At 59.1% G+C, this 16976-nt stretch carries 18 protein-coding genes, 4 tRNA genes and 1 pseudogene; 11 read left to right on the top strand and 12 right to left on the bottom strand.

Translation table 11 applies throughout. The annotated features are described in order from the left end of the window. Positions 1–264: 264 nt before the first annotated feature. The 6 genes and pseudogenes from HV782_RS24940 to HV782_RS29100 all read left to right on the top strand — a co-directional run bounded on the left by HV782_RS24940 (position 265) and on the right by HV782_RS29100 (position 2471). Positions 265–340: transfer RNA gene (locus tag HV782_RS24940), tRNA-Asn, on the top strand. Between the two features lie 9 nt (positions 341–349). Then, positions 350–426 (top strand) — tRNA-Pro (locus tag HV782_RS24935). Positions 427–431: 5 nt separating this feature from the next. Further along, a tRNA-Lys gene (locus tag HV782_RS24930) sits at positions 432–507 on the top strand. A 97-nt stretch (positions 508–604) separates the two neighbouring features. Further along, a tRNA-Pro gene (locus HV782_RS24925) sits at positions 605–681 on the top strand. A gap of 164 nt (positions 682–845) precedes the next feature. Next, positions 846–1616: pseudogene (locus tag HV782_RS29105) on the top strand (MCP four helix bundle domain-containing protein); the annotation flags it as partial. Then, positions 1608–2471: a methyl-accepting chemotaxis protein gene (locus HV782_RS29100; RefSeq protein ID WP_371044025.1), complete on the top strand. Its 864-nt coding sequence runs from the start codon at positions 1608–1610 to the stop codon at positions 2469–2471. The pseudogene HV782_RS29105 and the gene HV782_RS29100, both read left to right, overlap by 9 nt. A gap of 59 nt (positions 2472–2530) precedes the next feature. On the opposite strand, the gene HV782_RS24915 is transcribed toward HV782_RS29100, so the two are convergent. From HV782_RS24915 to HV782_RS24895, 5 genes are all read right to left on the bottom strand, one after another. Then, complete coding sequence (locus HV782_RS24915) at positions 2531–2938, bottom strand: HvfA family oxazolone/thioamide-modified RiPP metallophore (protein ID WP_128616131.1); 408 nt, start codon at positions 2936–2938, stop codon at positions 2531–2533. 315 nt (positions 2939–3253) lie between these two features. Further along, on the bottom strand, positions 3254–4552 hold the full coding sequence (locus HV782_RS24910; protein ID WP_186747896.1) for an NAD(P)/FAD-dependent oxidoreductase: 1299 nt from the start codon (positions 4550–4552) through the stop codon (positions 3254–3256). A gap of 63 nt (positions 4553–4615) precedes the next feature. Continuing rightward, positions 4616–4789 (bottom strand): DUF3094 domain-containing protein, encoded by a 174-nt coding sequence (locus HV782_RS24905; protein ID WP_007909875.1) that lies wholly within the window; start codon positions 4787–4789, stop codon positions 4616–4618. Positions 4790–4840: 51 nt separating this feature from the next. Further along, positions 4841–5368, bottom strand: a complete 528-nt coding sequence (locus tag HV782_RS24900; protein ID WP_128616129.1) for an MOSC domain-containing protein — start codon at positions 5366–5368, stop codon at positions 4841–4843. Beyond that, positions 5365–5991, bottom strand: a complete 627-nt coding sequence (locus tag HV782_RS24895) for a DUF1780 domain-containing protein (RefSeq protein ID WP_007909887.1) — start codon at positions 5989–5991, stop codon at positions 5365–5367. The genes HV782_RS24900 and HV782_RS24895 overlap by 4 nt, the downstream gene beginning before the upstream one ends. Positions 5992–6120: 129 nt before the next feature. Between HV782_RS24895 and HV782_RS24890 the strand changes: the two genes are divergently transcribed. From HV782_RS24890 to HV782_RS24880, 3 genes are all read left to right on the top strand, one after another. Next, positions 6121–6588 carry an FAD/FMN-containing dehydrogenase gene (locus tag HV782_RS24890; RefSeq protein WP_128616128.1) on the top strand — a complete coding sequence of 156 codons (468 nt, stop codon included), beginning with the start codon at positions 6121–6123 and terminating at the stop codon, positions 6586–6588. Further along, positions 6585–7274 (top strand): energy-coupling factor ABC transporter permease, encoded by a 690-nt coding sequence (locus HV782_RS24885; protein ID WP_123464062.1) that lies wholly within the window; start codon positions 6585–6587, stop codon positions 7272–7274. Before HV782_RS24890 ends, HV782_RS24885 begins: the two co-directional genes overlap by 4 nt. A gap of 65 nt (positions 7275–7339) precedes the next feature. Further along, positions 7340–7555 carry a hypothetical protein gene (locus HV782_RS24880; protein WP_123464064.1) on the top strand — a complete coding sequence of 72 codons (216 nt, stop codon included), beginning with the start codon at positions 7340–7342 and terminating at the stop codon, positions 7553–7555. A gap of 5 nt (positions 7556–7560) precedes the next feature. Here the strand turns inward: HV782_RS24880 and yacG are convergent, their stop codons facing one another. Genes yacG through pilB form a run of 5 tightly spaced genes read right to left on the bottom strand, consistent with a single transcriptional unit; the run spans position 7561 to position 12172 of the window. Further along, positions 7561–7761 carry a DNA gyrase inhibitor YacG gene (gene yacG / locus HV782_RS24875; protein WP_123464066.1) on the bottom strand — a complete coding sequence of 67 codons (201 nt, stop codon included), beginning with the start codon at positions 7759–7761 and terminating at the stop codon, positions 7561–7563. Then, positions 7758–8381: a dephospho-CoA kinase gene (coaE, locus tag HV782_RS24870; protein ID WP_186747898.1), complete on the bottom strand. Its 624-nt coding sequence runs from the start codon at positions 8379–8381 to the stop codon at positions 7758–7760. Before coaE ends, yacG begins: the two co-directional genes overlap by 4 nt. Continuing rightward, positions 8378–9250, bottom strand: coding sequence for a prepilin peptidase (locus HV782_RS24865; RefSeq protein WP_186747901.1), 873 nt, complete (start codon positions 9248–9250; stop codon positions 8378–8380). Before HV782_RS24865 ends, coaE begins: the two co-directional genes overlap by 4 nt. Before the next feature lies 1 nt (position 9251). After that, on the bottom strand, positions 9252–10469 hold the full coding sequence (locus HV782_RS24860; RefSeq protein ID WP_186747903.1) for a type II secretion system F family protein: 1218 nt from the start codon (positions 10467–10469) through the stop codon (positions 9252–9254). 2 nt (positions 10470–10471) lie between these two features. Beyond that, entirely contained in the window at positions 10472–12172 is a 1701-nt protein-coding gene (gene pilB / locus HV782_RS24855; RefSeq protein WP_186747905.1) for a type IV-A pilus assembly ATPase PilB, read from the bottom strand. 226 nt (positions 12173–12398) lie between these two features. Between pilB and HV782_RS24850 the strand changes: the two genes are divergently transcribed. Together HV782_RS24850 and HV782_RS24845 are read left to right on the top strand one after the other, a co-directional pair. Continuing rightward, the gene (locus tag HV782_RS24850; protein ID WP_128616341.1) at positions 12399–12842 is read left to right on the top strand and encodes a pilin; all 444 of its coding nucleotides are present in this window, start codon (positions 12399–12401) and stop codon (positions 12840–12842) included. Between the two features lie 296 nt (positions 12843–13138). Beyond that, on the top strand, positions 13139–13495 hold the full coding sequence (locus tag HV782_RS24845; RefSeq protein WP_128616340.1) for a BON domain-containing protein: 357 nt from the start codon (positions 13139–13141) through the stop codon (positions 13493–13495). A 208-nt stretch (positions 13496–13703) separates the two neighbouring features. Here HV782_RS24845 and HV782_RS24840 read toward each other — a convergent pair whose 3' ends face one another. Then, positions 13704–14000: a DUF2845 domain-containing protein gene (locus HV782_RS24840; RefSeq protein ID WP_128616339.1), complete on the bottom strand. Its 297-nt coding sequence runs from the start codon at positions 13998–14000 to the stop codon at positions 13704–13706. Continuing rightward, a complete protein-coding gene (locus tag HV782_RS24835; RefSeq protein ID WP_128616338.1) occupies positions 14000–16948 on the bottom strand; it encodes a DUF748 domain-containing protein in 2949 nt (982 codons plus the stop codon). Before HV782_RS24835 ends, HV782_RS24840 begins: the two co-directional genes overlap by 1 nt. Between the last annotated feature and the right edge of the window lie 28 nt (positions 16949–16976).

The following is a 16976-nucleotide window of genomic DNA, read 5'->3' as shown; positions in this document are numbered from 1 at the left end:
TTGTGGGGCCTTTTTTTTCGTTAGGCTGTTGAACTCAAAGGAAAAGGCTTGTAAAGTGCGCCCCGCAGTCAGTCACCGGCAGCGTTTCAATCCTCTGGGTTGAAAACTGAAATAAGTTGCAAATCATTAACTTGAAAGCAATTTAGGGGGTTGACAGAGGTGTTCTAGGTTGTAGAATAGCGCGCCTCAGACACACGAACGCAGCGATGCGAAAACGGTGTCGAGAAGCTTCAGGTTTCACAGTTGTAAATTGAAATATGTAGTTCCGTGATAGCTCAGTCGGTAGAGCAAATGACTGTTAATCATTGGGTCCCAGGTTCGAGTCCTGGTCACGGAGCCAATTTCAAACCGGGGTATAGCGCAGTCCGGTAGCGCGCCTGCTTTGGGAGCAGGATGTCAGGAGTTCGAATCCCCTTACCCCGACCATTTTTGGGTCGTTAGCTCAGTTGGTAGAGCAGTTGGCTTTTAACCAATTGGTCGTAGGTTCGAATCCCACACGACCCACCATTTTTGAAACCAGGTAACACTGGGATCGAATCTTAAGATCAGAGGCCAAAAGCGCTGATCGAAGAAGGCGATCTTCGAAAGGTCGCCTTTTTTTTACCGGGGTATAGCGCAGTCCGGTAGCGCGCCTGCTTTGGGAGCAGGATGTCAGGAGTTCGAATCCCCTTACCCCGACCATATTAAAAATCCTCGCATCGAAAGATACGGGGATTTTTTTTGTCCCTCGAAAAGGCAATTCCCTTCAAGTCATCGTACAACTGGCCGATAGCCCGCTAACACGAGGGGACTGCCATGGCTTTCGCCCCTTGAATCTGGCCAATACAAGAATAAGGGCGTTCGTCATGTTGCTTCGTCAGTTGAATATTGCTCCCCGGGCTGCCTTGGGATTCGCCCTGATCGCGGTGTTGGTGGCATTGCTTGGCGTATTTGCGCTGGGGCAGATGTCGAGTATTCGCGACAGTGAGGTCGCGGTAGAAAATCAGTGGCTGCCGAGTATTCGTGGCGGCGACGAGATTCGCGAGATCATGCTGCGCATCCGCACCATCTCGTTGCGCATGGCGTTGGATCAGGACGCGAACAATATCGCCACCTACCGCAGCCAGATGGACACCCGCGACAAGGAGCTGAGCGAGAAAATCGCCGCCTACGACAAACTGGTCGACACCCCGGAAGGCCAGCAGCTGTATGACCAATTCAAAAAGACCTTCGCCGCGTATCGCAGCGGTATCGCTCAATCCTTTGCCCTCGCCGAGCAAGGCAAGCGTGATGAGTTGACCAGATTGTTGCTGGTCGACATGAAAACCGTCGTCGATGGCTCCGGCAAACAACTCAACGACCTGGCGGACCTGTTCGCCAAACAGGTCGCCGCCGAAAGCCAGAAGTCCGCTGCGCACTACGAAAACTCGCGCACGATTGTCAGTTTGTTTATCGCGTTGGCCGCGCTGGCCACGGTGGCACTGGCGATGATGCTCACTCGCAGTATCGTCCGCCCGCTGAGCAGTGCCGTGAGCGCAGCAGAAAGTGTCGCGCAGGGGGATCTGACCCGACCGATCGAAACCCAGGGCAACGATGAAGTCAGTCGCTTGCTCAAGGCACTGGCGACCATGCAGCAAAACCTGCGCGAGACGCTGCAAGGCATCAGCGGCTCGGCCACGCAACTGGCGACCGCTGCCGATGAACTCAATGCAGTGACACTCGACAGTACGCAGGGGCTGCAACAACAGAACAACGAGATCGAACAGGCCGCGACGGCTGTTAATCAGATGACGGCCGCAGTGGAAGAGGTCGCACGCAATGCGGTGTCGACGTCTGACGCGACCCGTCAATCCAGCGAGTCGGCGCATCTGGGGCAGGTGCGCGTCAGTGAGACCGCCACGGCCATCAACGCCCTGGCCAGCGATGTGCAACAGACTGGCGAACTGGTGCAATCACTGGCCAATCAATCGCAGGATATCGGCAAAGTGCTGGACGTGATTCGGGCGATTGCCGAGCAGACCAACCTGCTGGCGCTCAACGCGGCGATTGAAGCGGCACGGGCCGGTGAGAGTGGGCGCGGCTTTGCTGTGGTCGCTGATGAAGTGCGGGCGCTGGCCTATCGCACGCAGCAATCGACGCAGGAGATCGAGCAAATGGTTCAGGGCATGCGCAGCGGTTCGAGCCTGGCGCTGGATTCGATGCAGGCCAGTACCGCGCGGGCGACGACCACGCTGGCGCTGGCTGAGCGTGCCGGTGAGGCGCTGCAAACCATTACCGCGTCGGTGCACGAGATCCATGAGCGCAATCTGGTCATTGCCAGCGCTGCCGAAGAACAAGCGCAAGTCGCGCGGGAAGTGGACCGCAACCTGGTGAATATTCGGGATTTGTCGGTACGTTCTGCCGCAGGCGCCGACCAGACCAGTGCTTCCAGCCATGAATTGTCGCAACTGGCCAACGCCTTGCAGGGCATGGTGCGGCGTTTCCAGCTGTAAACAACCACACATAAAAAAGCCGCGTTTCTCGCAGGAGAAGCGCGGCTTTTTTCTGCCGATCAGGCGCCGTCTTGGTCTTTCAGGTGTTCGAACAGACCTTTCGGCATTTTCTTGCCGTTGGCTTCAAAGTTGGCCTTCACGTTGTTGTAGGCCTCTTGCTCGTCGATAAAGCCGTCGTGGTTGGCGTCGATCTTGTCGAAGTCCGACTTCGGCGCGACTTTCAGAAATTCGGCGCGCGAGACCTTGCCGTCACCATCGCTGTCAGTCTTGGCCATGGACGCATCGCCACATTTGCCTTCACCGCATTTGCCTTCTGGCGCTTTCACCGAGGTTTCCGCCGAGGCAACCATGTAGCCCTGTGCCAATGGCTGGGCGGCAAATACCGAGCCGGACAGCATCAAGCCGCCAGCCAGGGCTGCGCCGATCAGGCCAATGGATTGTTTACCGAGGGTCGAAGTACGGGACATTTACATTCTCCTGGTTGCACAACGCAACCACACGTTAAGGGCAAAAGCCTGAGCAGGTGCGCTCGGGTGTGGCCATTAAGCGGTGGCGGTGTATCGCGTCTGTGTCGCGCAGCGGAGGAGTTTGTAAGTGAAGGTGGGGAAAACGAGGGGGGATACAGTACGAAACAGATCTTTCGATCAACACAAAACATTGTGGGAGCGAGCCGGCTCCGGGCGGCGATCCGACGAAGAGGTTGTATCAGTCGACATTTTTGTCGTTTGACACACCGCATTCGTCGGATCGCCGCCCGGAGCAGGCTCGCTCCCACAGGTTTTTTAGTGCAGTTTCAGACGTGGCTCGGTGCCACGGCCAATCTTGCTGCCCAGCATCAGCATTGCCGTGCGGAACGGCCCGTACAGCGCCATCTGGTGCATGCGATACAGCGACACGTAAAACATCCGCGCGAGCCAGCCTTCGAGCATCACGCTACCGGTCAGGTTGCCCATCAAGTTACCCACGGCCGAGAAGCGCGAGAGCGAAATCAGCGAGCCGTAGTCGGTGTACTTATACTCCGGCAAGGTTTTGCCTTCGATGCGCAGTTTCAGCGACTTGGCCAGCAGCGATGCCTGTTGGTGCGCGGCTTGCGCCCGTGGCGGTACGTTGCGGTCCGAACCCGGTTGTGGGCAGGCCGCGCAGTCACCGAAGGCGAAGATATTTTCGTCGCGGGTGGTCTGCAGGGTTGGCAGCACTTGCAGCTGGTTGATGCGATTGGTTTCCAGGCCGTCGATGTCCTTGAGGAAGCCCGGTGCACGAATGCCTGCTGCCCAGACTTTCAGACTGGCCTTGATCTCATTGCCATCGGCGGTGATCAGGCTGTCGGCGGTCACTTCACTCACCGAAGCGTTGGTCATCACGTTGACCCCGAGTTTCTCCAGCGTCTTGTGCACCGGCCCGCTGATACGCTCCGGCAGGGCAGGCAACACCCGTGGCCCGGCTTCGATCAGGGTGATGTGCATGTTTTCCGGTTTGATCCGGTCCAGGCCATACGCTGCCAGTTCATGGGCGGCGTTGTGCAGTTCGGCCGCCAGTTCGACGCCGGTGGCACCCGCGCCGACGATTGCCACGCTGATCTGCTCGATCACATCGGTTTGCCCGGCATGGGCACGCAGGTAGTGGTTGAGCAGTTGCTGGTGGAAGCGCTCGGCCTGTTTGCGGGTGTCGAGGAACAGGCAATGCTGCGCCGCGCCCTGGGTGCCGAAGTCGTTGGTGGTGCTGCCGACGCTGATCACCAGCGAGTCGTATGCCACTTCACGGGCCGGGACCAGCTCTACGCCATTTTCGTCGTAGGTCGCTGCCAGCTGGATTTTCTTCTGCGCGCGATCGAGCCCGCTCATGCGCCCCAGCTGGAACTCGAAGTGGTTCCATTTTGCCTGAGCGACATAGTTGAGTTCGTCTTCGGAGGAGTTCAGCGATCCGGCGGCCACTTCGTGCAGCAGCGGTTTCCAGATGTGTGTCAGGTTCGCGTCGACCAGCATCACACTGGCCGTGCCGCGCTTGCCCAGAGTCTTACCCAGACGGGTAGCCAACTCCAGACCGCCGGCGCCGCCGCCGACAATAACAATACGATGGGACATGGGGATAACTCGCAAGGTTTTTAAAGGAAATCGGTGCGGTTACCCAAGCGAGCGCGAGGCAGCTCATAGCGTCAGGTAACTGATAAATCGGCTCAACAGGCCCAGACCAATGGTCACTGCCAGCACCAGCACCAGGAGCATCCACGGCCGGAAAGGCCGGCGCTCGACTCGGTGTTGGGACAGTTGCAGGTACTCTTCGACATGTTTCTGGTCTTCGGGGTTCAGGCGGCTGGTCATATTTGCCTCGTCAGGTAGACGTTGCTGAATGGGCAGAAGCTACAGCGGTTTTTATCCAGGGTTGAACGCAGCATAGCCGCTGTCCGGAACCGGCTCGACGCTCACCCGGTCTTCGAGGCGAATGATCCCGCTTTGTAGCACCCGCGCGGTAATTCCGCCATGCCCGCGCACCGCTTGAAAGGTGCCCGGACCGAGGTTGTTCTGCAGACGTGCGCACGGCTGGCACCAGCCCGTGGTTTCGAATATGGCCTGACCAATGCGAAAGCGCCGCCCTTTCAGGCTAAACAAATTGATTCCGCTGATGACGAGATTGCGCCGCAGATCTTCAGGCTTTACCGGATGATCGTCAGGGCGCCCCATCAACGCGCTGATCACCGCCAGATGTTCCCACTGAATAAGCGTCACCTGTCGCGCGTTGCGCACACCGGGGCGCGCGTGATCGCCAGTCAATCCCGCTTCCAGCCGCGCCTCTACGGCATCGAGTTCGATCATCGGCCCGCGCGACTCGGGGCGCACACCAATCCAGCGGACGCACCCGGTCTGCGGTACATCGGCGATCAGTTGCTGAAGTGGCGTCACAGGCTGATTCCCACATCAAAGACAATGCTGCGACCGAGGTTGCTGCGCAGAAAGTCCGGCGCATCCGGGTGGGCGAACAACACACGGGCGAAGGTCGGGCCGACCAGGGACAGCGAGCGCCAGCCCTGACGCAGATATTCGGTAGGCGGTGGAAAATGGCTGTTCAGATCCAGTACTTCACGTTTGAGGCTGGCGAAGGCGATGATGTCCAGTTCGCCCAGATCCATGCCGCGTTCCTTGTAGTTGTGTGCTTTCTTGCGCAGGGTCGGTGCCAGTCGCAGCAGGAACTCGTTGGCCGGGATGCGTTTCGGCTTGGCTTCGCGGCGCACCAGCTGGCTCAGGGAAAAAGCGCTGCGTCGTCGCTGCAATTCATCGCGCCATTCGTCGTTGAGCCGGCGCCCCTCGTCGAGCACGAAGAACACCTCGAAATTGGCATCACGAAACAGCACGTCCGGCGGCTCGCCGGCCGGGGCGAATTCGTCGGCGCGATAAGGAATGTTCAAGCCTTGCAGCAGGCGCTGGCAGACCCAACGCTCACGCTCCCATTTGCGGGCATTGGACAGAAAGGCGTTGGCCTGCTCGGCCGCGATGGTCAGCAGGCGTAAATAATCTGAGTCATCCATACGCCAAGCTTAGCGTTCAAATGCGACAAGCTGAAAGCGTTACGCGGCAAAGTGCATCAGTGGGCAGTGGAGAAGGGCGGTGTAGACTCATGGGAATTGATTATTTACGCCAAACCGTGAGGACTCATCGTGAAATTTCGCTGGCTGCTGCTGTTTGCTCTTTTTCCGCTGTTTGCCCATGCACTCGAAACCGGCGAGCGTCTTGCTCCCTGGACGTTACTCGATCAGTACGAGCAACCCTTCACCCTCGACAACAGCACCACCACGCTGCTGGTGGCGCGGGATATGGACGGCGCCAAGCTGATCAAGGAGGCGTTGAAGGATCAGCCCAAGGGCTATCTGGAGGCCCGTCACGCGGTGTTCGTTGCCGATATCCAGCGCATGCCGGCGCTGATTGCCAGAATGTTTGCCGTACCGGCCATGCGCGACTATCACTATCGGGTCATGCTTGATCGAGAAGGCCGGGTTGCGTCGCGCTATCCCGGCGCGGAAGGCCAGGTGTTGTGGTTGCAACTCAAGGACGGTCGATTGCTCGCGCAACGTGAGTACGCCAACGCGAGCGACCTGCGCGAGGCACTGGAGAAGGCGCGCCCATGATCGGCGTCGAGGTGCTGGCGACTGAGAGTCTGCTGCTGGGCTGGCTGATTTATCTGCCGGTGCTGCTTTGGGCGATCGTGCGGGCGCCGTGGGTCGAGTTGTTCAGCGACAGTCGGCGTCAGCATCTGCTGTTCGGCACCGTGTTTGCGTTGTTTCTGTTGTGGTTGATGCGCAGGGATTTCGACACGGGCGTGTCGTATCACTTCCTTGGCATGACGGCGGTCACGCTGCTGCTGGATTGGCCGCTGGCGATCGTCGGCGGGCTGGTGGCGCAAATCGGCCTGGTACTGCTCGGGCGTCAGGATCTCGCGGCGATGGGGGTCAATGGCGCCTTGTTCATTTTGCTGCCGGTGCTGGTTACCGAGTGCGTGGCGATCCTCGTCGAGCGTGCGCAGCCGCGCAATCCGTTCGTGTACATCTTCTGTTCCGGTTTTTTTGCCGCCGCGCTGTCAGCCCTGTTGTGCCTGATCCTGAGCCTGACGCTGCTGTGGTACGACGGCCTTTTCGCCATGCCGGAATGGCTGGAAGACTTCATCGGTTACCTGTGGCTGATCATTTTCCCAGAGGCGTTTATCAACGGCATGATCGTCAGTGCACTGGTGGTATTCAGCCCGGAATGGCTGGAGACCTTCAACCGCACCCGCTACCTTTCGGCGCCCTGGAAGGACGACGATCCGAAGTCTTGATCCACATCAAACCCGCTACGTGCGGGAAATTTCATGCTCGCGCAAATCCCTTCAGGAGCAGCAGCATGAGTGTTTACGAGTGGGCGAGGCAGGAAACCCGGCAGAGTCTGGAAGTGGCGCAGGAAGTGGGTTTTGACCCTGGGTTGAGCCTGCGCGCCTTGCTCAGTGCGGTGGTGCAACAGAGCAAGGCCGTGCGCAACGCCGAAGACCTGGCCGACGAGTTGCGCTTTCTTGCGGAAAACCTCGACGACGATCAGGACTACGGCTTTATGCGCCCCTGATCGAATCAGTGACGCGGGTCGAAATCACCGGAAAACAGTTCGTCCTCGGCATCCGGTGCGACCGGAATCTTGTGTTCTTCCGACGCCCAGGCGCCGAGGTCGATCAGCTTGCAGCGATCGGAGCAGAACGGGCGAAACTTGTTCTCAGGGGTGAATTCCACGGGGGCGCCGCAGGTCGGGCAGTCAACGGTGGGGATCTGGCTCATGCTTGGCCTCCGGATATCGTCAGGTAAAAGTGATGCAGGCGCTCGACCTCGCTGTGCAGCCAGGCGAGGTCGCGGTCGTTGACCACCACATCGTCGGCGCGGCTCACACGGTCTTCGCGGCTCGACTGAGCCTTGAGGATCGCCTGAACCTGCTGCTCGCTGGTCTGGTCACGCTGCAAGGTGCGTTCGATCTGCAATTGTTGCGGGGCGTCGATCACCAGGATGCGCTGCGTCATCGCGTATTGCCCGGATTCGATCAACAACGGCGAAACCAGAATCGCGTAAGGCGATTTTGCCAGTGCCAGATGATGCGCGATTTCCTCGGCGATCAACGGATGCAGCAGGGCTTCGAGCCAGCGACGTTGCTCCGGCACTTCGAAGATGAGTTTGCGCAGGGCGGCGCGGTCCAGCGTGCCATCGGCCTGCAACACGCCGGGGCCGAAGTGTTCGGCAATCTTTGCCAGCGCTGGACGCCCCGGCTCAACTACCCAGCGTGCCGCGTGATCGGCGTCCACCACGTGGACACCCAGATCAATGAAGTGCTGGGCGGCAGCGCTTTTACCGCTGCCGATGCCACCGGTGAGGCCGAGAATCCAGGGTTTTTCCACAGGGGTATTCATTTCAAACCGACAAACTGCCAATAGAAGCCGGTTATTTGACCACCCCAGAGCAAGGCAATCCAGCCGGCAATGGCCAGATAGGGTCCGAAGGGGATCGGCGTCGAGGTTTTCTCGTCGCGCAACCGCAGCAGAATCACCCCGACAATCGCGCCGACCAGCGATGACAACAGGATGGTCAGCGGCAGAATCTGCCAGCCGCCCCACGCCCCGAGCAGCGCCAGCAGCTTGAAATCTCCGTGACCGATGCCGTCCTTGCCGGTCAGCAACTTGAACAGCCAGAACACCGACCACAGCGCCAGGTAACCGGCCACTGCTCCCCACAGCGCGTCGTGCAGCGGCACGAACAGGCTGAAACTGTTGACGATCAACCCCAGCCACATCATCGGCAGCACCAGTACGTCGGGCAGCAGTTGATGTTCGGTGTCGATCAGGCTCATCGCCAGCAAGCCCCAGGTGAGGACGATCAACAGGGCGGCGGGCCAGCCGAAGCCCAGGTGCCAGGCAATGAACGCTGACAACAGACCGCACGCCAGTTCCGTCAGCGGGTACCGTTTGCTGATGGACCCGCCGCACGCCGAGCAGCGCCCGCGCAGGCACAGATAGCTGACCAGCGGAATGTTTTCCCAGGCGCGGATCCGGTGCGCGCAATGCGGGCATTCAGAGTGCGGCAGCATCAGATTGTAAGTCGGCAGCGGCGATTCGCCGGGCAGACCGAGAACGTCCTGCGCCTGCTGGCGCCAATCGCGCTCGAGCATTTTCGGCAGACGCCAGACCAGCACATTGAGAAAACTGCCCACCACCAGACCCAATAGCAGGGCGGTGCACACAAAGGCCAGCGGATACAGACTGAAGAGTTCGTCGATAGGCATGTCAGATCGCTGAGCCGAGTTGGAAGATCGGCAGGTACATGGCCACCACCAGACCACCGACGATCACGCCGAGGACCACCATGATGAACGGCTCCATGAGGCTGGTGAGGTTGTCGACCATGTTATCCACTTCGTCCTCATAAAAACCTGCGACCTTGTCGAGCATCTCGTCGAGCGCACCGGACTCTTCACCGATGGCGGTCATTTGCACGGCCATATTCGGAAAGACCCCGGCGGTGCGCATCGAGAAATTCAGTTGCATGCCGGTGGACACGTCCTGGCGAATGCGCAGCACTGCGCGTTTGAACACCACGTTGCCGGTGGCCCCGGCCACCGAATCGAGTGCTTCCACCAGCGGCACACCGGCGGCAAACGTGGTCGACAGGGTACGGGCGAAACGAGCGACAGCGGACTTGTACATCAACGTGCCCACCAACGGCAGTTTCAATAGCCAGGTGTCGCGACGGTCGCGCAACGCCTGGGACGTTTTCAAGGCATGGCGGGTACCGAAAAACGCTGCCACCAATGCCCCGAGAATCGCCCACCACCATTGCTGCATGAACTCCGAAAGGCTGATCACCATCAGCGTGAAGGCCGGCAGTTCGGCACCGAACCCGGAGAACACCGACTGGAATTGCGGCACTACTTTCACCAGCAGGATCCCGGTCACGACGGCCGCTACCAGTACCACGGCGGTCGGATAGGTCATGGCCTTCTTGATCTTGGCCTTGAGGCTTTCGCTTTTTTCCTTATAGGTGGCGACGCGATCGAGCAACGTATCGAGTGCGCCGGACTGCTCGCCGGCATCCACCAGGTTGCAATACAGCTCGTCGAAATATTTCGGCTTCTTGCGCAGGGACGTGGCGAAGCTGTTGCCGGCCGCGACCTCCTGTTTGACCTCATCCACCAGTTTGCGCATGGCCGGGTTTTCGAAGCCTTCGCCAATGATGTCGAACGACTGCAGCAGCGGCACGCCGGCCTTCATCATCGTTGCCATCTGCCGGGTGAACAGGGCGATGTCCTGAGCCTTGATGCGTTTGCCGAAGCTCAACAGCGAGGCGGACTTCTTGCGTACCTTGCCGGGGTTGATGCCTTGCTTGCGCAATTGCGCCTTGATCAGTGCCGGGTTTTGCCCGCTCAGTTCACCGGTGACCTTGGTGCCTTTACGGTCCGTGCCTTCCCAGGCGTAGACGCTTATTTTTGCTGCCTTGACCGCCATGTTCAGTCCTTGGTGACCCGGTTGATTTCTTCAAGGCTGGTGATGCCTTGCATGGCCTTGCGCAGGCCCGACGTGCGCAGGTTGTCGAAGCCGTCGCGGCGCATCTGGGTGTCGATTTCCAGCGAGTTGCCTTCGGCCATGATCAGCCGTTGCAGCTCGGGGGTGTTTTTCACCACTTCATAAATCCCCACGCGTCCCTTGTAACCGCCGTTGCAGTGATCGCAACCGACCGGCTCATAGATCGTGAAACTGCCGATCTGTTCCGGTGGGAACCCTTCCTTGATCAGGGTTTCGCGGGGGATCTCGATCGGCTTCTTGCAATGACTGCACAATTTGCGCGCCAGGCGCTGGGCAATGATCAGGCTGACCGAGGTGGCGATGTTGAAACCGGGAATGCCCATGTTGTGCAGGCGCGTCAGGGTTTCTGCAGCGCTGTTGGTGTGCAGGGTCGAGAGCACCAGGTGACCGGTCTGCGCTGCCTTGATGGCGATCTCGGCGGTTTCCAGATCGCGGATCTCACCGACCATGATCACGTCCGGGTCCTGACGCAGAAACGAGCGCAGGGCCTGGGCAAAATCCAGGCCTTGTCTGGGATTGACGTTGACCTGGTTGATACCTTCCATGTTGATCTCCACCGGGTCTTCAGCAGTGGAAATATTGATGTCGACGGTATTGAGAATATTCAGGCCGGTATACAGCGACACGGTTTTTCCTGACCCGGTCGGGCCTGTTACCAGGATCATGCCCTGTGGTTGCTTGAGCGCCGCCATGTACAGCTCTTTCTGCGCTGGCTCGTAACCCAGTGCATCTATGCCGATCTGCGCGCTGGACGGGTCGAGGATCCGGATCACCACTTTTTCGCCCCACAGGGTCGGCAGGGTGTTGACCCGGAAATCAATCGACTTGCTCTTCGACAGGCGCATCTTGATCCGCCCGTCCTGAGGTTTGCGCCGCTCCGAGATGTCGAGACTGGCCATGACTTTCAGGCGTGCGGCGATGCGCCCGGCCAGTTGAATCGGTGGCTTGGCCACCTCGCGCAGAATGCCGTCGGTGCGCACCCGCACCCGGTAGTTCTTTTCGTAGGGCTCGAAGTGCAGGTCGGAAGAGCCACTCTTGATCGCATCGAGCAACATCTTGTGAACGAAGCGCACCACCGGCGCATCGTCGGCGTCGAGCCCGCCGATGGCGTCCTGCTTGCTGTCGTCGATGGACTCGACATCGAGGCCGTCGAGATCGACATCGGCCATGTCTTCCAGGCCACTGGCATGGGTGTCGAAGAATTTTTCGATGGCATCGGTGAGCTTGTCTTCCTCGACCAGAATCGCTTCGGTGCTTAACCCGGTGCTGAACTGGATATCGTTGATCGCTTGATGATTGCTCGGGTCGGAAATGCCCACGAACAGTTTGTTGCCACGCCGCCACAGCGGCAGGGCGTGGTGCTGGCGTACCAGTTTTTCGCTGACCAGCCCTTTGGGCTGGGTTTCCTTGTCGAGGCAATTGAGGTCGAGGAACGCCATGCCGAAATGCTCGGAAGCGATCTCGGCCACCTGTGAGCTTTTCACCAGTTTGTTCTGTACCAGATAACTGACCAGCGACAGGCGATTGCGCTGGGCCTGTTGCCAGGCTTGCTGGGCGCTTGTTTCCGTCAACAGTTGCGCCTGCACCAGTTGCTTGGCCAGACCGCTCAGAGCGATGTCATTCATGGGGATTCCGCACGCTTGCCGTTCATGACTTATAGCCTAGTCAAGTGACAGCGCCAAACACGGCCGGCGCAGGTGACAAAAAGTGTCAGATAGTGCGGTTGCAGGCTGTAGGAAATGGCGTTGCAGGCGCTTCGCGTCGAATGAACGGGGCTTTGCAGGCATTGGCATGGCCTATGCTCCGTCCCTTGCAGATCATGAGAATTCGACTCATGCATGGAGCGTGTCTATGAAAAAACAACAAGGTTTCACTCTGATCGAGTTGCTGATCGTGGTAGCGATCATCGGGATTCTGGCGACCATCGCCTTGCCGCAGTACACCAAGTATCAGGCGCGGTCGAAGGTGACGGCGGGGCTGGCGGAAATCAGTGCGCTGAAGGTGCCTTTCGAGGACACCATCAATCAGGGGACTGACCCGACCAGTACCTTGGTCACTGGCGCTGCGACGTACACCACGACCAATTGCGGCACGGTGAGTGTGTCGGGCACGGCGTCATCCGGGGCCGGCACCATTGTTTGCACATTGGCCAATGCGCCGGGCCCTGTGTTGGGCAAAACCATCACCCTGACCCGCACGGGCGCTGCGACAGGGACTACGGCCGGGGTCTGGAGTTGTGCCTCTACCGTCAACCCCGATTACGCGCCTAAAGGTTGCCCGGGCAGCGGGGCTTGATACAGGCCTTCGTCGAATAAAATGCCCCGCTTTGCGGGGCATTTTCATTGCCTTTCCCCAAATAAAAGTTTCAATAATTTCAGCGTCTTAGGAACTTTTCAAAAAACCGCAACTTGCATGCGACTTTACGTCGAGTCATGCAAATTGCATGAATCCGGAAATTTACATAATTCTTAACTTATTGATTTTTATGATTTTTTATCATTGTCAAAAGTTGGCACAACGTTCGCAACTACCTGAGTAACCCTGCTGACAAGACAACCAGCAGACTTTCCAGAAAAACAGGAGTTACTCGTATGAAGAAGTTCGCTATCACTGCCGCTGCTGCTACCGCGCTGACCCTGACCATGGCCTCCGGCGCATTTGCACAAACCACCCAGTCGACCCAGGCTCCAATGACGCTGGCCGCTGGTGAGATGACCAAGGCTAAAGAAGCTACTTCCGATACCTGGATCACTACCAAAGTCAAAAGCGACCTGGTAACCGAAAAAGGCATCCCTGGTACTGACATCAAAGTCGAAACCAACAAAGGTGTTGTATCGCTGTCGTCGACTGTAGCTGTAACTGAATCTCAGAAAGCTACCGCTGTAGCGATCACCAAAAAAATCAAAGGCGTCAAAGCGGTTTCCGCTGACGGCCTGAAAGCCGAGTAAGGCATGACTTCTCGCCTGGACCGGGAGAAGGCGCGACAGACGGGCCGAGTAATACGTCTGCCGCAACTTTAGAGTTCATGCGAACGGTCACACGGATGTGACCATTGCGGGCCCCGGCACTTGTGTCGGGGCCTGTTCTATTTCAGGAGCACCACAAAACAGCTGTAGGCGTGAGCAGGCTCACTCCTGCAAGGGCAATCGGTGCGGCTCAGTTACCGCGCTTGCTGTTGATCTGCCGCAGGCGATTGCCTTCAAAGCGCAGGTACTGGTACATGCCGTTGCTCGGGCCGTAGGTCCATTCCTCGACCTGAAACTCTTCGCGGCGATTGGCGCTGCGCTTGTAGCCGAGGGCATCGCGGCTGATCGGCTCGCCACACTTCTGCAGCACTTCGCTGGCGCGGTCGCCGAGGCTGACCAGCTGGCTGCCGCAGCGTAAAGTGTCGGACGCCAAGGCATGGCCCACAGTGAACGTCAGTAGCAAAGCGGGTAGCCACTTGATGTTCATCATTCGGCATCCAGGTGCATTTGCGTCACGACCCGGCCATCGCTTTCGGCTTCGCCCAGGTTGGCGTCGATGAAGTAAACGCGGTCGTCCGCCAGTTGGCCTTTGTCGACGAGGTAATCCTTGATACTGCTGGCGCGGTCCTGGCCTAGTTGACGCAGCAGTACATCACTTGCGCCCCAGAACGTGATCAAGCCTGCACGCATCTTCGCCGTGCGTTCTTCCTTGCCCAGATCCTTCCATTCGGCGGGCGGCTGGGTTTTCAGACGCGTGCGGTAGATGCCTTCGAGCAACGGACCTTTCTCGTCGTCCGGTACTTGCAGGAGCGACGCCTGAGCCGGCACCTTGTCGCCGCGGCGCTGGAGCATCTTGTAGTAGTTGTACTGGTATTCGCGTTCCAGCCGTTGCTCGGCAAGCAGCGGGCCGTCGCTGCTTTTGGCGGCGGTGCCTTCGATTTCCAGGCGCAGGGCCGGGCGTTCCTTGAGCGCCTTGGCCAACTTGTCCAGTGCAGCTTCGGCATCCTTGCTCAGTTCACTGGAGCCCGGCGCGAAGGACACGGTGCCGAGGTCTTCGGAACTGCCACCGCTGATCAGCCCGCCAATCATCTTGAACGGCGCCGCAGCGGCTTTGACAATCAGGTTGCGCAAGGTCTGCCAGACAATCGGCATCACGCTGAACTGTGGATTGTTCAGGTCGCCGGTCACCGGCAGTTCGATGGAAATCTTGCCATCGACGTCCTTGAGCAAGGCGATCGCCAGTTTCAACGGCAGGCTCACGGCATCCGGACTGTCGACTTTTTCACCCAGTTGTAGCTGTTCGACCACCACTTTGTTCTCGGCCTTGAGCTGGCCCTTGGTGATCAGGTAATGCAGGTCGAGGTTGAGCCGGCCCTTGCGGATGCGGTAGCCGGCGAACTTGCCGGAGTAGGGCGTCAGGGTGGTCAGCTCGACCCGTTTGAAGCTGGTGGCGATGTCGAGGCTGGCCATCGGGTCGAACGGGTTGACCGCCCCTTTGATGGTGACCGGTGCATAGCGGTCGACCTTGCCTTTGATGTCGACGCTGGCCGGTTTGGCCTGGCGACTGTCGATGGTGCCGATCTGGCCATTGAGCTGTTGAATCGCGGTGGCGAAATTCGGCGTCAGGCTGAAGTCGGCGAAGTTGGCTGAACCGTCATTGATGGCGATGCCGCCGATGTGAATGCCCAGCGGTTTGGCGTTGCCGGCCGGTTTGGCAGCGGTGCCTTTCGTCCCGCTGTCGGCGGGCTGCGGGATCAGCAGGTCGTCGATGTTGGTCGTGCGATCGTCGTTGATCATGAACCGCGCATAGGGCTGGAACAGGTTGACCTTGTCGATCGACAGGCTGTCGCCGTGTTGATAGTTCAGGCCTTCGACCACCACTTGTTGCCACTTGAGGAAGTCGCGGGTTTTCAGAGTGTCGAGGGTGTGCAACTGATCTATCTGCGCACGTCCGGTCACGCTGAGGGCCAGCGGCTCGGTGCTCTTGAGGTTGACCTTCAGATCACTGCCGAGCATGCCGCTGCGCAGTTCGAGGCGAATGAATGGGTTGATGTAGGACTGGGCGACGCGCAGGTCGATGTCCTGGGTTTTGACATTGAGCTGCGCGGTGACCGGGGCGAGATTGACGGTGCCGTCGGCCGTGATCTTGCCTTGTTTGCCCAGGCCGCTGTCGAGTTTGAGCTTGAAGGGCGAACCGTTGAGGCTGTCGAAATCCTGCAGATCGACATTCAGCGGCGTGACATCCAGGGCCACCGCCGGCTTTGCTGAACGGTCGGCGAGGTGGACCGTGTAGTTACGCAATTGCACGTCTTTGAGCAGCACTTGCCAGGGCTTGCTCGGTGCCGGCGTTGCTTTCGGCGAGTCGGCGGCTGCCGGGGTATTGGCAGGTTCCGCTGCCGCTTTGGCAGCTGGCCTGGAGGGTTGGCTGGCGAACAGTTTCTGCCAGTCCAGTTGACCGTCGGCTTCGAGCGCGGCCCAGGTTTCCAGTTTGTTGCTGCGGATTTTGCCGACCACCACTTGCTGTCTGGCCAGGTCGATCGAGGTTTCGCTGACATCGAGGCGTTCAAGTCTTGCCAGCGGGCGTCCGTCCGGTGCCTTGATCGCGAACGGCGCAATGCTCACTGTTACGTCGTTCAGCAGCAGTTCGGTTTCTTTCGACAGATTGAGTTTGTACGTGGTGCTGAGGCTGAGCACACCGTCTTCGAGCACCAGCGGCACGGCGTCACGCACATAGGGCCAGAAGGCTTTCATCTTGCCGTCGGTGATTTTCAGTGTCCCTTCGGAGGTGAACGGGATCAGGCTGAAGTTGCCCTTCCAGTCGATCTGCCCACCCGCCGGGCCGACCGCTACGAGCGTCATGTCGGCATTGTCTTCGGGCAGGGTGCTGAGGTTCTTCAGTTCGAAGTCGAGCTTGTCGTAGAGGAACTCGATCGGCTCGCTCGGCCGGGCGTCCTCGAAATGCACATTGCCGCCGGCCAGCTGGATGCGGTCGATGCGCAGCGGGAACGGCTTGGCGTTCGGGTCGGCCGGGGTCGGTTCGCTGGCGGGGAGTTTGAACAGGCCCAGCAGGTTCAGCTGACCGTCTTTGGCGAAGAGGATTTCGGTCTTGGGTTTGTCCAGTTCGATGTCGGCCAGGTGCAGCGCTTTGGTCCACAAGCTGTCGAGTTGCAGGTTGGCGTAGAGCCGCTCGAAACCAACCTGTTCCTTGCCCGGCTCACCGATGACCAGGCCCCACACTGTCACTTCAAGGCTGAACGGATTGAGTTCGATGCGCTGGATATGCGCAGGCAGCGTGGCGTAGTGGGCCAGTTGCTGGTTGGCCACGCGCAGGGCGATGCCCGGCAAAATCAGAAACCCCAGCAAGCTGTAGAGGGCCAGAGCGGTCAACAAGGCGCCAATCGCGCGAATCAATCCTTTGGGCATGTGCGGCTTCATCTGTCTGAATCGGAGTGCCTTGGAGTAT

It is taken from the genome of Pseudomonas monsensis, assembly GCF_014268495.2.
Lineage (GTDB): Bacteria > Pseudomonadota > Gammaproteobacteria > Pseudomonadales > Pseudomonadaceae > Aquipseudomonas > Aquipseudomonas monsensis.
Note: the sequence above shows the minus strand (reverse complement) of the source record. Positions and strands in the feature narration are given on the sequence as shown.